15 protein-coding genes and 1 tRNA gene are annotated in these 15,400 nt (G+C 51.6%); 6 read left to right on the forward strand and 10 right to left on the reverse strand.

What is annotated here, in order from left to right; translation table 11 throughout:
- The first annotated feature begins 260 nt into the window (after window positions 1-260).
- Entirely contained in the window at window positions 261-1,730 is a 1,470-nt protein-coding gene (locus ACR0NN_RS12065; RefSeq protein WP_480684734.1) for a tyrosine-type recombinase/integrase, read from the forward strand.
- A 52-nt stretch (window positions 1,731-1,782) separates the two neighbouring features.
- Here the strand turns inward: ACR0NN_RS12065 and ACR0NN_RS12070 are convergent, their stop codons facing one another.
- Together ACR0NN_RS12070 and ACR0NN_RS12075 are read right to left on the reverse strand one after the other, a co-directional pair.
- Window positions 1,783-1,968 (reverse strand): hypothetical protein, encoded by a 186-nt coding sequence (locus ACR0NN_RS12070; protein WP_480684735.1) that lies wholly within the window; start codon window positions 1,966-1,968, stop codon window positions 1,783-1,785.
- Window positions 1,969-2,024: 56 nt separating this feature from the next.
- On the reverse strand, window positions 2,025-2,261 hold the full coding sequence (locus ACR0NN_RS12075; protein ID WP_480684737.1) for a hypothetical protein: 237 nt from the start codon (window positions 2,259-2,261) through the stop codon (window positions 2,025-2,027).
- Between the two features lie 140 nt (window positions 2,262-2,401).
- Between ACR0NN_RS12075 and ACR0NN_RS12080 the strand changes: the two genes are divergently transcribed.
- The 3 genes from ACR0NN_RS12080 to ACR0NN_RS12090 all read left to right on the forward strand — a co-directional run bounded on the left by ACR0NN_RS12080 (window position 2,402) and on the right by ACR0NN_RS12090 (window position 5,629).
- A complete protein-coding gene (locus ACR0NN_RS12080; protein ID WP_480684739.1) occupies window positions 2,402-2,800 on the forward strand; it encodes a hypothetical protein in 399 nt (132 codons plus the stop codon).
- A 746-nt stretch (window positions 2,801-3,546) separates the two neighbouring features.
- Window positions 3,547-3,765, forward strand: coding sequence for a hypothetical protein (locus tag ACR0NN_RS12085; protein ID WP_480684741.1), 219 nt, complete (start codon window positions 3,547-3,549; stop codon window positions 3,763-3,765).
- Between the two features lie 10 nt (window positions 3,766-3,775).
- Window positions 3,776-5,629: an ATP-binding protein gene (locus tag ACR0NN_RS12090; protein WP_480684742.1), complete on the forward strand. Its 1,854-nt coding sequence runs from the start codon at window positions 3,776-3,778 to the stop codon at window positions 5,627-5,629.
- A gap of 219 nt (window positions 5,630-5,848) precedes the next feature.
- Here ACR0NN_RS12090 and ACR0NN_RS12095 read toward each other — a convergent pair whose 3' ends face one another.
- Complete coding sequence (locus tag ACR0NN_RS12095) at window positions 5,849-6,529, reverse strand: recombinase family protein (protein WP_480684744.1); 681 nt, start codon at window positions 6,527-6,529, stop codon at window positions 5,849-5,851.
- A gap of 307 nt (window positions 6,530-6,836) precedes the next feature.
- On the opposite strand from ACR0NN_RS12095, the gene ACR0NN_RS12100 reads away from it, so the two are divergent.
- Window positions 6,837-7,478 (forward strand): hypothetical protein, encoded by a 642-nt coding sequence (locus ACR0NN_RS12100; protein ID WP_480684747.1) that lies wholly within the window; start codon window positions 6,837-6,839, stop codon window positions 7,476-7,478.
- Between the two features lie 184 nt (window positions 7,479-7,662).
- Here the strand turns inward: ACR0NN_RS12100 and ACR0NN_RS12105 are convergent, their stop codons facing one another.
- From ACR0NN_RS12105 to ACR0NN_RS12135, 7 genes are all read right to left on the reverse strand, one after another.
- Window positions 7,663-9,330, reverse strand: a complete 1,668-nt coding sequence (locus ACR0NN_RS12105; protein ID WP_480684748.1) for an AIPR family protein — start codon at window positions 9,328-9,330, stop codon at window positions 7,663-7,665.
- A 501-nt stretch (window positions 9,331-9,831) separates the two neighbouring features.
- A complete protein-coding gene (locus ACR0NN_RS12110) occupies window positions 9,832-11,946 on the reverse strand; it encodes a hypothetical protein (RefSeq protein WP_480684750.1) in 2,115 nt (704 codons plus the stop codon).
- Between the two features lie 56 nt (window positions 11,947-12,002).
- On the reverse strand, window positions 12,003-12,161 hold the full coding sequence (locus ACR0NN_RS12115) for a hypothetical protein (RefSeq protein ID WP_480684752.1): 159 nt from the start codon (window positions 12,159-12,161) through the stop codon (window positions 12,003-12,005).
- Between the two features lie 219 nt (window positions 12,162-12,380).
- Complete coding sequence (locus tag ACR0NN_RS12120) at window positions 12,381-12,770, reverse strand: hypothetical protein (RefSeq protein WP_480684754.1); 390 nt, start codon at window positions 12,768-12,770, stop codon at window positions 12,381-12,383.
- 256 nt (window positions 12,771-13,026) lie between these two features.
- Window positions 13,027-13,434 (reverse strand): hypothetical protein, encoded by a 408-nt coding sequence (locus ACR0NN_RS12125; RefSeq protein ID WP_480684755.1) that lies wholly within the window; start codon window positions 13,432-13,434, stop codon window positions 13,027-13,029.
- Complete coding sequence (locus ACR0NN_RS12130) at window positions 13,424-13,978, reverse strand: hypothetical protein (RefSeq protein ID WP_480684757.1); 555 nt, start codon at window positions 13,976-13,978, stop codon at window positions 13,424-13,426. Before ACR0NN_RS12130 ends, ACR0NN_RS12125 begins: the two co-directional genes overlap by 11 nt.
- A gap of 338 nt (window positions 13,979-14,316) precedes the next feature.
- Window positions 14,317-14,392: transfer RNA gene (locus ACR0NN_RS12135), tRNA-Val, on the reverse strand.
- A gap of 240 nt (window positions 14,393-14,632) precedes the next feature.
- On the opposite strand from ACR0NN_RS12135, the gene modA reads away from it, so the two are divergent.
- Window positions 14,633-15,397, forward strand: coding sequence for a molybdate ABC transporter substrate-binding protein (gene modA, locus ACR0NN_RS12140; RefSeq protein WP_170721907.1), 765 nt, complete (start codon window positions 14,633-14,635; stop codon window positions 15,395-15,397).
- Window positions 15,398-15,400 lie beyond the last annotated feature (3 nt).

Consider the following 15,400-nt stretch of genomic DNA (forward strand, 5'->3'; position numbering starts at 1 on the left):
CTCATAAACCCCAGTATTGTGAAAAATTCATAAAAATAGAGTGTTGCGTGGATATCGGCTTGTCAACGGTTCGAATAATCACATACAAAACTGCTTAGAGTCACATACAATACTGGATTTGAAAGTTGAAATTTGGCGACGGTGAAGACGAACTAAAGATTCCGCATCTAACCAAGACCAAACGAGGTTTCTACAAGTACGCTCGGCGAGTACCTCCGTATGCACAGTCGATGGTAGGCAAAAAAATCTGGGAGGTGTCGTTGGGATCGAGAGTCGGTCCAGCGATTAGTCAGGCTGCAGAACTCACGGATACGTACGATAAGCTGTTGGCGCGTCTTGCAACGCCCGAAGGGCGGGAGAAGCATAAGGCGGACATGGAAGATGAGGCCAACGCAATGCTGATAAGGATGCGCCCCGGTATGCACGGGCGTATCGGTGCAGAAGGCAAGCTGCAAAAAGTCTTGCCAATGAACCTAAGCCCGGAACTGTGGCGGGAAACTCCGGATAAGATGAAAGAGGTCAGGCCGCTGCCCGCGAAACAGGAACTGGAAGTCCTTGCCGCTCACGCAGCCTATGCTTTCGGTGATCGCACTGTGTTTGATCGGTTGCCATCTAGTGAAACTGCAGCCGCGATGGTGGAAGTGCTGAAACCCCGCCGTCCAGACGATCCCGTTGACTCCGCTATTTTCGATGCCATGAAAACAGCTCTGGACGCCCGAATTGAAGAACTCGGCGGTGCGCAGATTGTGAACCCAAAACATACGCTCACTCATTTGCATGATGTCATAGCTGATCTGCGAGCCACGAAAGAGAACACTCGACGCAATCACAAAGTGACTACTGCGAAGTTCTTGAAATTCCTCAGAGAGGGAAAGGGGATCGAGCACGAGCCTTCGATAGCATCCATAACTCCCGAGCTATTGCAGGAATATCTGGATTACTTGCTGGCTGATCCGGGCGTTGGGAACGGTTCGATCCGGAAATACTTCGACGGAATTACCAGCGTCTTCAACCATGCGATCAAGACGCGAAAGGTTCCGGGTGTTGTGGCGAACCCGGTCAAATATTTGGAACTACCGAAGGCAAACAGCGTCGAAGATACGATGTATTTGCCGTTCGACGATGACGAAATTAAGCGGATATGGGCAGAGGTTCAGGCAGAGTGGGACCCAGACAATCGAAAATCCAAGCTTTCGCAAGGGCGTCGCCGGGCATTTATGATGGTGTTTCGGGTTCTGTTGTGGTCCGGCCTACGTCCGGTTGAGGCGTTCTGGCTGCAGGACCACGGAGGCGTGAAGGGAGACTACATTGACGTTCAGCGTACAAAGACTGGGATCAAACGTAAGATTCCGATTTCGGAACACATAGCTGACTTTCCTGCGTTTATTGCTGGTGGCGGTTTCGATGCCTGTATCTTCGAAGGTAAGCATCGAGGGGATGCCTACGGCAAATATAATGCTGAAAAACTGCACGAGGCGATGCGCCGATCATTCGCCAAAATACGTAAGCGGGCGAAAATCACAGAACCTCGCAAGGTGCTGTATTCGACCAAAGACACCCTCTTGCAGCGTATGCGGGCGTTGGAAGGATACAACACACCCATTGAAGTGGTGGTGACAGGCCACGTGAAGAAGTTGGAAATGGGTCGTCATTACGGAGGAACGCTCGGAGCCGATCCGGCTATGCGAGCACAAGTTAAGAAAGTGCTGGATGCAGTTACCTATTGGTAAGCTATACTTTTGGGAGTAAACCTTTGTTGTTGGGCCGAAAAGCTTGCTTCAACTAGGTGCTTTGGTCGTCAATCCAAGCCTGTGCCTCTGCCTCCGATTTGAACGCCCGCTCATGATTCCTGTGAAGACGCTTCTCGCTGCCGTCGTCGATAACGTCCCAGACTTCAAAAAAAGTTGCATCCGTTCCGTCAGGGGCTTTGATGTTAGTAAAGCGCTTGATTTCGTAGCGATGTTTCACTGTAAATTGCCAATCTTTGTGTGGTTGAGGGGAAAGGTTTGGAAGCAGGCGTTCCGCTAATCCAGTAATCCGTGATAGCGACCAACCGACATTACTGCGTCCACGAACCGCTTGGCTGTCTCGCGATCCATTATCACCGTTTTACCGTCCACCGTGAAGTAGATGCTGTCGGCTCCCGTCCCGGCTGGTACAGGGCTGCCCGCATAGTAGGAAGACCGCCCAAATTCTAGGAGCATGGTGTGTTCACCACCTTGATCTTTGATCTCTTCTTCGAAATACACTGTCGTTGCCATATCTACCCTCGCGTGTGTTTAATTGACCATTACAATCGCAATTGAGTTCCTTCAAGAATTGCTTTGATTGAATTGCCTAGCCGGAGACGCAACTGTGGGTTGGATATGGATTGTTAAGAATAGTCACGCGAGGATTTAGAATGAGTGCTGCGTCGTATGAGAGCATAACAATAGTCGGAATGGATGCGAGCCGGACCCGCAAGGATGAAACTTCAGTGCTTCACCATGTCCATCTCAATCTCTCGAAGAAACCGTCGGCGGCTTGGTCTCAGGACTTCGATAGGGCGTGGATGGAGCACATTTATGGTATGAAGCGTCGAGCGCAAGTTTCTGGTGGTGGTATCGTCATTGTCTGCCGTCTTGAGGAACTGGAAACCGATCACAAGGCCGAACTGGATAAGATCGTGGCGGAGGTGAACGAAAGGCAGCGTATGGCTGCTGATCAGGCGCATGCGGCCAAGAAAAATGAGGAAGATGCGGCTCTGGAAGAACGCAAACGGGTAGAAGAGGCTGCGAGGCGGTTCAACAAGGGGGCATAGTGGCGCAATTGATACGCAACGTCCAAATTAGGACTTAAAGCTATTACGCGAAGCCAAAGCTGGCTTCGCGTACAAACCTGACAAAACCCGGAATCTTAGCCCCATTGTGCCGGATAATCGCTGCGAGAGAGACAGCGATTTACGCAGGTGAACTAATCTACGTCTCCGTCAGATATTTGTCATTGTCGTAGAAGAAGACTTAGCTTGGCTCAGCTTGCTTGACGGAGTGCCAAATAAGAAAGAGGGCTTCCCGAAATCGAGCTGAAGCCAATGCCCAAAAGCAAGTATTCCGAATACTCCATGCTGCTGAATGCAAGGCGACGTCTGAAAGACTTTATGATCTCATAAGTCCATTTTTGGGTTCGCAGCAGCCATCAACCGCAGGCATGATGTCTAAGCCCGATTGTTCATGGCATTGAGAATCAGCGAACCCCCTGTTCATTTAGAAGCTTGATGATCAGGGTATTGAGCCGACGCGAGTGTTGTGCGCCCGAGAATTTCTCAGCGACTTTCAAAATTCCATACAGCGAAAATTTATCTATTCTATACAGTGTGTTGCGGTGAAAATGGGGTGAGCGAATTGGGGCGTGAAAGCTAGTAGTTCATACAATATATCGTAAATAATTCAGAACTATTTAATATATATTTCAAGAATAACATTGACATTTTGACCTCAACACCAAGATATTTCAAATACCGCATACATATTGCGTATAGGTGAGATTGGTTGTGAAAGATGGGTGAAAATGGACAAGAAGCGCGAAAAGTTCCGGGAGCTTGCCGAGAAGAGGACCAACAAAGCGTTGGATGCCATCCGATTGGTCGGCAATCTGTCCAACACGGCCACCTATAGCTACGAGCCAGAAGAAACGAAGAAAATTATTAAAGCCCTCAGGGATGCTGTTTCCGAGGCAGAGAGCCGGTTCGGCGCGTCATCATCGCGCGGCGGCGAGTTCAAATTGTAAGAGGATAACCGTGGTAGATTTCAATCAAATCCATCCGCTCAAGATTCACGATATTGATTTTACTGTAGCGCGACAAATCGAACAGTGTCCGAAGACCATGATGCTTCGGGAGCTTGTAGTAAATGCCATCGAGGCAGCATCAAGAGCTCAAGACCCTGAACGTCGAAGAGTTGAAGTTCTCGGGAAGACAGTTGACCTAACGGGATCGACGCGAAAGTTGGCGATATGGAATACTGGCCCCGGTTTAGATGCTGGTGATCTGCTCCACATCTGCGATCTGGCGGCATCACTTCGTAAGGACATGGCTCTGGAAGGAAACTTTGGGATGGGAGCCAAGGTAGCTTCGTTACCTTCCAACAAACTGGGTATGCGATATCGCTCTTGCTGCGATGGCATTGTGAGCCAAGTCTTGATGGGAAATCGTGAAGGCGTTTATGGAAAAATTCCGCAGCCCGTAGGGGATGAGTTTGACGAAGTTGTCGATGTGACAGACCAAGTGATCGCTGAGGGTGAATACGAAACAAACGAAGATTGGACCGAGGTCGTTCTACTCGGCAATCACGCGGCTCAGGACACTGTCAGTGACCCTTATGACGGCGACCCAGAAGCAGACCGCCAATGGATTGCAACAGGGCTCTACCACCGCCTATACCGGCTCCCTGAATGTGTCGAGATCGGCCTTCACGAGGGCACCCACCCACGCGACGGGCGCAGGCCTTTCAGGACGATCTTGGATCGTCAAGATGTGTTCGGGGGTTATGAAGCAGTTGAAGTTGATGGCGGTATTTCAATTCACTTCTACTTTGACCCGCCTTACAAAAATACTTCTCACAATCAGTCTGTCAGCGGGTCGTTCGCTTCAAACCTCAGTACAGCCGCAATTGTATACAAAGGCGAAATGTATGATGTAAGGAAATCCCAAAAATGGAAGGTCGATGCACCAATGTTCGGCATTCCGTTTGGGGCAAAGCACATTTCGGTGCACATAGAAATCCCGGATGAGTTCCCTGTTCGTCACGAACCGTATCGTCGCTTCCTGCAGTTGAAGGGTGGTGAGCAAAGGGAAGTTACCGTGGAAGATTTTGCTGAGCTTGTATACCGAAACCGGCCGCAGTGGCTGATTGATAAAATCAACGAATTTGCGCCAAAAAGCTCAACCGACACTAGCGAGCTCCGAAAGGAACTGCAGCAGATGTTGAACAACTTACGTCTGAGAGTTCGCAGCCCACGAGAAACACTTTTTGGAGAGCAGCCCGTATCGGATGGTGGGGCTCGCGGGGCGCAGCCGGACGGTCACGGAGGTGAGGGCAAGAGCGACCATACTAATTCTGAGAAACCCGACGAACTTATCTTTAATCCTTTAGGGGCAAAACGTGCGTCGATATCTAAGAATATGGAACAGCCACCCGAGTTCATTCAGTTGAGAGACGAACAGGACATTGAAGACCACGGGATCACAGGCAAGGCCGCCGTCTACGTGGATACGACAAATGAGCTATTTGTAAATATGCTCTACCCATCAATAGCTGACACAAAAGACGACCTGACTGCGCGTTACGGTAACCACGAAGATCCGGAATTGGTCCGATATCTAGCGACTGAATGGTCTGAGAGAATTTTCCTCGGTCGTATCGGATATGCAGTCGTTTATGCGAAAGCTAAGCAATTGAACCGGGTGTGGGCACCAGAAGACGTTAAGCGCGCCCTCGATCCGGTTTGCCTTAGCTTGGCTGCCGACGGATGGCGGGATGTGATCAGCAGTGCTTATCACAGCCTTGGGCGGCGTCTACGTACTGCACAGACCAGTGAAGGCACCTCAATCGGTACGGGGGTAGAAGGGTCGGCAGGCTCGGTGTTGCAGTAACCTCTTAGGGAATGTGAACAAAGTATATAACAATTTTTGGGGAGGACTCACCCGGCATGTGCCCGGCTACTAAAGCCTACATTCACCTCAATGGGGTATATGCCTTGGGTCCCTCAGAGCTATGAAAAAAGGCAATTTTTCGACTATCCGCTAACGCGGACAGGCGAAAAGACATGCATTGGTCTGCGAGAGGAATTGTCTCAAAGGTGTAGTTCTAAGTTAAGTCAGTTTTTCTATCCTTTGATGCAAACGCGCTACCGTATTGGGGTGCCACCTCCCACCACGTGCTGTGTTAACCCCTCGATTGTTCAATTCATCGGCCTGCGACTGCAAGGTTTTGAACCCCTTGATTTGAAGGTCTTCTAGTACCTCCTTTAGGTCGTGAGCGCGCGCGTCAGCGCGTTCTCGGAGAGCAGCACATGCGGACGAGTTACCATTACCTGCACGGCGTAATGGCTCTGCGCCATTTGGGTTGCCGAATTTCTGCCCACGTGCTTTCGCTGCTTGCATTGCGGCGCGTGTTCTCTCCCCAATCAAGCGTGACTCTGCTTGAGCAATCACGCTCATTATGCCGACGGTCAGCGCGTTCGCGTCAGGCATGTCGCAGCAAACAAAATCGACACCTGAGTCTTGCAATTTAAGGAGAAAGGCTGCGTTGCGACTCAATCTGTCCAGTTTTGCAATTACCAGTTTTGCCCCCATGACCCGCGCCATTCTTAGGGCTTTCTCAAGTTCTGGGCGTTCGTTGTTCCTTCCGGATTCCACTTCTTGGAATTCTGCCACCGTCGTTGCATTAGCGGTCTTGCTGTAGGCGGAGATCGCGGCCTCTTGAGCTTCCAAGCCCAAACCGCTTCGACCCTGCTTGTCCGTCGAAACTCGGGTATATGCCACAATCTTCATTTTAACGCCTTGTTTTACAATTTGCCTAGGGAACCCTAGGCAGTTTGTATCACGATATGTGCCTGATTCGCGAGTCATATCAAATAGTTACGACGAATTAGGTGAGCTGGCATCGTGTGATTTCACAAGGCCCACGTTAATTCCAAGTCAATTACTACAACTCGCAATTTGGAAGTTGCAGTGCTAGTTCCGTACGGCCCCTGAAGGCAGATTGAGTCAGGTTTCGGCAGTCGGCACTTATCGCTTTGACACCTGATAACAGTGATCATAACAGGCAACCGATTGAACCGCCTATGAGAGGACCCCGATGGAGCGAGCAAGCGATATCATAGCCCTGATTCCGAAGGTTAAGCCACGCGTGGCAATGCGCGTGCTGAAGGAGGCAGTATTCGACGGACAACACGGTTATGAAGGACTTAGTCACGATGAGCGCAATATTGCTTTGGATGATGGTTGGGTGCTCAGGATTTCACCGGTGGGTGGGCGGATACTCTTGGAACTATTCGAAGTTGGATTGATCCCTCAGAATGGAAAATTCGAAACCGAGGATTTGGACGCACTTCGACAGTATGCCGCTGGAGAGAACGACTACCGGGAGGAAGTTCGACTGGCGGCAGAAAAGAAGGCAGAGTACGAAAAGCGCATAAGCGAAATTGCGAGCAACCCCGACTGCGCGGTTCCTTCGGAAATAACTACTAACTTGATTGACAAAGTCTTCTTGGAGCGGTTCGGCTACGGGCATTTCGGTGAACTCAAGATCGCCGGCCTAAGTTGCCATAAATGCAAAACGAGCGACCAATTGTCCAATAGCGGGAAGACGAGATACCCCGGTGCCGTCTATTGCTACTGGTACGATGCGGAAGGCAAGCGGCACGGCGATACGCCAATCGACATCCCGAAGAACCGTCGCAATGACCCCGTCAGAAACTGGGGCCTTGGACGAGAATAAGAGTCGATTGGGCAGCGTCCAATTCCGTTCTCGAAAGACGCTGTCCATTTCAATACTCTACAACTACGCACTTAAGTTTGGGTTGCTCAAACTGAGGTGTCAGCAATCGGAAGCGCGAACTTGCGGTCGCTGCCCAGATTAATAGGTGCAATCGATTTAGCCCGGGTGCGCCTCCGTTCAGCTACTAATTCAACGCACTTGGTAACGTCTCCCGACCACGCGCAACATCGTGAAGAAAAGACCTACGAAGTCGTTCTTCAATCGCGGTCACCTGCACCGGGCTCTTTAACGCGGCCTTGTAGTCTGGAGGGCTGTCCCCTTCGATAAACTCGAACCTCAAATCAACGCAGAAACGCCTTGCAATGCTTTCTATCGAGCTCAAGCATGTTTCCAAACGCTGTTCATCTTTCAACAGTGCCTCAGGGTTATCCAGCCACGCTCTGGCTCCATCATCTTCTTTCAGAATATTGGAGAGTGCGTGCAGCAAAAAGTACCTCGTCAATCGATATCTCTGGAGCGGTTCATTCCTGATCTCCGGCAATGCTGCCTCAACCCTTTCTGCAATTTTACTAAGAAGGATTATTCTCCATGCATTTACAATTGGACGACCAAAAATCTCCGAGTATTTCTCGTCGAAAACCTTGTATATCTGGTGACATGACCACGGTTCTCCAACGTCGAATGCCAGCAAAATCCTGCCCGCTTCCTCGTTGCTAATCACATTGCCTTCGGCCTCTTCACCACGCTTGATGACATAGCTGTAATCCTCATGCCGGATTTGCTGAAATTCTTCTTGGAGCCGGGTCTGCAGCAAGTTGGTCGATCGCATGTCTCGCGGCTTGATCGAGTTTTGGTTGTTACTCGCAATCGTTATGTCTTTAACGAAACCATCGTCGTCTCCGATCTCGATCACTTTAACAATTAGTCGCAAATCGTCGGATATCTTATCCCGATTCCGGTAGAGAACAGACAGGCTTTGTGCCCCATTCACTACTACATAATCAGTTACGCTCAACTGTTCGGTATTCCCGGTGTCGACGTTGCGGCAGACAAGGGTTATCCCATTGTGATACATTGGAAATATTAGGTGCTTAGTTCGGTCGGAAACTGTCTTGGCGATATCCCGATTGACCTTTGTATTTCCCAAGCCAAGCCTAACATTTTGGGCAAAAAGTGTACCATCCGCCAGCCCGCTGAGATGCATCAAATCGTGTGCCTTCGGCGTTATCAAAAAGAGCCTTGCGTCTCCACCCGCTGCAAACTCGAGAAAACCATTGTCGCTGACGTCGAAGACTGCTTGTCCCAGTACTCGGTCCGGAGCTTCTAGTTCGATAAATCCCTCAGCAATCGAATTTCTGTCGTAGATTGTCACGTTCAATGCATTTGCAGCAGTAGCACCGGCTTCTTCAACTTCGGCATTTGTTACAAATACTGCCTTGACTACGTACCCTTCTGCCAACCGACTTCTCAAATCCGTACGCACCAGCAGTTTCGCCAATTCGGATTGTGGTTCGGCTTCGATCGCAGCTTCAATCTGTTCTGGTGTCTGAAATTGACCTATTGAACCTGCGAAGTCCCTTATTGGTTGATCGCCCACCCTGCGGTTGTCATTCTGACGGACTTTGCTCTGAAGAAACACGATCTCGCTGTTATCGGCGTCGATGTAGATGGCGTCCACTCCCCGGTCGCCCGGACCATCGCAGATCGCATCTGCAGCGGTCACATCGTCAAGGCGGTATATGTTCTCTAAGAACCATGCAAGAAATGACGCGGATTCCGTTCGTCCGTTCAAAAGGTATCCGTTTAGCACATTACCAACTAAGTTCTGGTAGGTCAGGTCTGCTGCTTGCAAATAAAAATCTCCTAACTGAATCTATCTCCGCTGTCCGTCTACATGAGCATGACGAAGCGGCGAGTTAAAGGTCGGTTGTGTTTTATGTGTCGTCAAAACTTTAAGGCGAGCGAGTGGCTGGACAGCCGTGCGAGTTCGATACACAACCGCTGCACTTCGAGTTCATTTTCTTGGTCACATAAATCGCAAGCGTTTTGAATGATTTAGAAGGAATTCTCCTCGACATCTGCATTGATGCAACGCTTACAGCGACAGCAGCCTCCATTTAGATTGAAGGCCTACGGCTAATTATCAATAGTCTCCTGAGGTGGAACCTTGGATTCACTGCACTAATGCACAAAACGATCTAAACTCAAGAAATATATTGATTATTTCCGTGCATCAGAGGTGTATTAGTTGTGTAGGATTGTATCAGACGGCTTCGCCACCCTCGCCACCAAGTGCGCCCGCCATATGCAAAAGGCCGCTGACGCGGCCCCTATGCGTTTTCCTCTGCCTTTATCACCGGGCGAATGGATTCGGATATGATGCAGAGTTCACAGCCAGCTTAGTTAAAGCGTTCTCTCGGCGTGCTGGCTTGGGCACGGGCGTAGGCATCTCAACAACCTTGCTGTTAGCCTGAACGGCTCGAGAAACGGACTCAGACGCCTTGATGGCGTCGGCCTTGCGCTGAGCCTCTTTCTCCTTGAGCATCCACTGCGTACCGCTGGCGGCCCGCTTAGGGTGCTTCACCACAGAAACAACCGAACCGTCATCCATGGTAAAGAAACGGTCCTGAAACGTACCAAGATAGCTGCCCATGCTCTTGTTCGCGTAGTCAAATTCGTCACCATTCGGCTTCTTCCTTACGTCACTCAAGACGATCTTGTGCATCGCTGCGAGACCACAAACCGCGTCAGCGGTCATGATTGAAGAGTCACCGGTATGACCATCCTTGTACCATGCCTCCAACAGGCTCTGGATTTCTTCTTCTTCCTCGTCAGAGGCAATTTCATCAAGACGGTACTTATTCGCCTGCCAACTCACGAACATCGGCGATGCAGCTTCGATAATGCCGCCGACAACATGACGGTAGCTTTCATATCGACCAATGATCGGAGCATGCTTGGGGCTCTGCTGCCCTTGATCAATCCAGTGCTGAGCCAGTACCAGCAATGCCCTTACATACTTACCCCGGTTCTTCTGAACATGACCCAGTAGATCAGGGAACTTGAACCCCGTGCGCTTCTCAGGCTCCGCAACCTGAGGGATCAATTCGATCAAGGCCAACCGGCGGCGCAGTTCATCTGAAAACGGCGGGCGGTTGCCAACCATTGAAAAGCTGCACCGGACCGGGAACTCCCGTTCGACACTTCGGGTCAATATACGGTCCGTCCAAGTGGGTTCGGTAAAGAGCATCGCAAGCGTAGGTGAATCCAGTTCTACAGGAGGAAGATTGTCCCAGCAGATTGCACCCGCACCAGATGACAATGCTGCAAGGATCGCCTTCCTGCGCTCATCTTCGTTGCGGGCCATAGGACGGGGTGAAGAGCGCCCCTCAACGATAGTCTGCATCACCTGAACCAATAGGCCTCCGCCAGCCCCCGGCGCGGTCTTGGAGACCAGTAACGGCATTACAGGCCCGGAGATCATCGGGCGCACGATCTGCTCCAACATCCAACCAATGGCGTTGAGGAAGCTGGCGGGCACATCGCCCTTACCGTGCAGAACCGCATTTTCCAACTCCTGACGGCTGACGCCGTCCATCTCAAAATCACCCAGAATGTCGGTGAAGGCCTCGATTGCATCGCACAAATCTGCTTCTGAAATGTCGCTCGGGAGCGGATCAATCTTCAATTCGGGCGGAGGTGAATAAAACAGACGCGAACCCTCGTGATAGCCCTTGGTCTGGATCAACTGTCCATCTGAACTGAACACAGGCGTACGGGCGACGCCTTCGAGCAACGGTAAATCCAGCTCCTCTCTATACACGAAATTTGATACTTCTTGGGGCGCGGAAACACCGATGTAGCCGTTTTCGCCTAAGCTCTTTCGGAACGGCACATACCGCTCCAACCGAGCCTTGAAGGTCTTCTCGTCCAGCACGGAAATCTGAGCGACACCATTCTTCGGATTGACCCGAATTTCAGCAAGCTCAGTTTCGAAAAGGAACATCTCGGGACGCGTGCTATGACACTTCTCAAGTTCGGCGACAGTGTAGTTACAAACCTCTAGATACCCGTCCTCATTGACGACATTGCTCTGGTGACCACGATCCGCCGCGCGAGTATCAGACTTCAGAATATTATGAACAGCCTTACGAAGATTCTTGAGAAAGTTCTTGTCGAGCTGGGGAAACTGCACACGGACGGTATTCAGAAAGTTCGTGATCTCCGCCTCACCAGCCTTCTTCTTCTCCAAACCTGCGACCATTTCCGCCAAAGCCGCATCTTGCGGCGGCACGTGGTTGAACTTGTTAAGAGCCACCGTCGCCTCACTACCACTGAGCGGGGTAGCAGCCTTGATCTTCTTACGATCAGACTGGTTGAACTTGTCCCTTATGTTTGCCGCACCTTCTGACAGGCGAGACCGATCCGGAACAATGGTTTCGTCCACCGCGGACTGGTTATTCTTCATTTTTGCTCGTCTCCTATTTTTGTTTGTTGTGCGCGCGTCAGCGCGCTGCCACCGTTTTACTGTGCTGCTGACAAGTCCGCTGCCTGTTCCAACAGGTTCGTGAGTTCGTCGCCCAACCGCGACAAATCTTTTGCGTTGCCCCGCGTTAGCGGACGAATCCCCGCCGCCCGGATTGCGTCAGTTATCTGCACCAATTTCTGCTCAATTTCGTACACCCGTTATCTCCTTCTAGCTGAGGTCTTGCAGAACCGTCCTGCCGACGTGTGCAAGCTAGAAGATGTTGACGGAGATCGTCAATAAGTATCTGATTTTACACATAAAAATTGACTTGAAGTAGAGTTTTAATGGGCGATGAAATGATTAAACTTCACTTCAAGTAGGACACTTGAAGCCGCCGATTGACTTGAAGTGAAATTGTCTCGTTCAGCAGTCAGCTAGATTGACGCGCGCCAGTCGCCAAGGTTGCCGATTTCGACAACCGAAAGCGAATCAGTGTTGCCGTAGATGCCGGTTCGAACCTCGTAAGCACCCAGCAATTCCAGCGCCCAGACACACTCCGTCAGATCACAATTCGACGCCTCGCGGACATTGCTTAGAGAAACAGCAAAGTTAAGACCGTGCCCCATATCCACTAGCTTGGTGTCGATGGCCTCAGCCAGCAGGAGCGCGTCAGCGTAGTCCTGCGGGTCAAGGTGCGTAGACAGCCACGCGCGGCGCTCAAGTATGCGGTCACGGGTAGTCTTGGGAAAATTCTCGATCCCGAGTGCATCGATCTGCGCGAGATAGACACGTGACTTTTCGACGGGGGTTAGCTCGATAGTCATTACTTATCTTTCTTATTGGGGTGTTTGATGCGCCCCGGCGTGGTGTGGCAACAACCACGCCGGGGCGGCGCTGCGCAGGGCTAGGAGCGACCCTGCGCAAGCTCGGGGAATTCGGTATGCAATTGAGCGGCGACTGCCAGTTCAATTCTGGAAAGGTGTTGGCGGAACTCTGCGTAGTCCCGACAAAGCAATCGATGTGCATGCCAAAGCTGACAACGACGCTGATAACGTGCAAAAGCTCGTCTACATGCGTTCATCATGCAAGCCCGCGGCGGCGCGCCCAGTTAATCCTTTCAGCGGGCGGGAGTTCGTTCCAGTTTGCGGGCTTTTGGGGGTCATCATCCGTTTCTTGGGCCCAATTTCCTGCAGCGTAAGCCACGGAAGGAACCTTGTTGCGTGCACTTGCAATGATCGTATCGCGATCCAAGGAACCACCCCCGATTACAGCCGCCTTTACTCCGGGCAGCGTCAACGCCTGATCAGGCTCAATTTCTACTCCAAATTCGCGTGCGATAATGGCAGTTACTTTCGCAACAACTGACGACAGTCGAGCACCAGCACTTGCGCTATTCAAGTTTTCTAGAAGCGCCTCGGTCGCTCCGGAGGACTCTTCGTGAAATGAGATCATCTCTTCGGTGATCGAAAATTCAGGTTCATGCGACATTTCTTTTTCCTTCTTGATAAGTGTGCGTCATCGCCAAGCGCCAAATTGCCTTGGTCGGAGTGTTCTTGATCGTGAACGAGATACAGAAATCTTCCCAGTTTTCAGGGAGATCATCACCAAATACTGCTTGGATGATTGCTGGATGGAGAAGCAACGCATTGGCGAGGTGTTGACCATCAAGGTGCTGTAACTTCTCCCAAAAAGCGCGCGCAATAGTCTCGCGAAAGGTAGCCTGTATCTTAGCTGCACGGTTGCGCTGGGCGTCATCCAGTGCCTCCCACAATTGCCTTGCGCGCCCCGCTACTTCCAACCCCAGATCGATGTCGGGTGCAGCGGTAAGAGGCGTCTGACGCTGATATGAAAGCAGGGGCATCGGGTCAGATACGCGCGAGATTAGGTCGCCCAGTGCGTAGAAATGCTCAGTACCATCGCGGAGGCGTGGTGCGGGATAGGGTTCATTCAGCCAGCGGTGAACCGTACGAGGCGTTACCGCATACAATTGGCATATTGCAGCCGAACTTATAGAATGGAGTCCGTAGCTCATTGGCCCTCCAAGTAGTTGAATTTATAGATGAACAGACAGCGCCCCCGGCGCATGTGAGACACCCCCGGTGTCTCGGTCTTATGGAATATAATTACCACAAAATCGTTCAAATGTCAAAAATCAGACGGGTCACGGTCTGGTATCTGACAGCGGCTCTTGGGCAGTTCGGAACACCTTGCTTGTCGGAGTAACATAGGGTGCCTAGCCACAGAAGATGTTCGGAATCGGCCTTCAAAGGAAGCGGTGGCACCAAGCCGAGTCACATACAGGCCGCCAGTGAATCACATACAGTATTCGCGCTGGTTCCAAAAATATTGTTTGATTTCAATGGGTGGGGGTGGTGGGTGATGAGAGACTCGAACTCCCGACATCTTCGGTGTAAACGAAGCGCTCTACCAACTGAGCTAATCACCCGTGAGGGCTCATGTAGCCAAGGCCGTGCGCGGGTGCAAGAGGGTAGGGCACAATTTCTTTTGCAAAATTGCGCCCGGGTCCTGATTTGCGTGTAAGCAGTTGGGCTTGGTCTTTGGCTGGGCATGTTCGTTTGCCCTATTGTGGCGCTATCTTGGGTGACGAGGCCGAAGGGCCTTGCCTGCCATGTGTTGGCTCCGATATGCCCAAAGGGATTGCAAACCACTGAACCGGAGGCAAAGAATGACGGGCGTCTATCGCTGTCTAATCGCAGCTTTGGCCTTCTGCGCGACACTCGCGGCACCGGTTCGGGCCGAAGGTGTTCTGGTGTTTGCCGCCGCCAGCCTCAAATCCGCGTTAGATGCGATTGCAGATGGGTATGAGGCCGAGACCGGGCAGGAGATTACAGCCTCATATGCGGCGTCGTCGGTATTGGCGCGGCAGATCCAGGCGGGGGCGCCTGCGGACCTGTTCATTTCGGCCAATGTGGATTGGATGGATGTGTTGCAGGATGGGGGGGCGATCGAGGCAGAGTCGCGCGTCGATCTGCTGGGCAATGGATTGGTTCTGATCGGTGCTCAGGGTGCCGAGACGTCTGAAATAGCGGTGGGATTTGATCTAGCTGCGCGCCTGGACGGAGGGTTTCTGGCCATGGCGCTGGTTGATGCGGTGCCTGCGGGTATCTACGGCAAGGCGGCGTTACAAGGCATGGGCCTTTGGGAAAACGTACAAGATCAGATTGCGCAAACGGATAATGTGCGGGCGGCATTGGCTTTGGTTGCGACAGGTGCGGCGCCATTGGGAATTGTGTATCGATCGGATGCCGAGGCTGAGGCAAGCGTCGCGGTTGTCGGGGCGATTCCGGCAGAGTTCCATCCGGACATTATCTATCCTGCAGCCGCAACAAGATCGGCAAGCCCCGAGGCGCTGGATTTTCTGACCTATCTACAGGGCGAAAAGGCGCGGGCTGAATTCCTGAGGCAGGGGTTTTCCCTGCCCGAAGGTTAGCAT

It is taken from the genome of Ruegeria sp. BA2, from assembly GCF_056539605.1.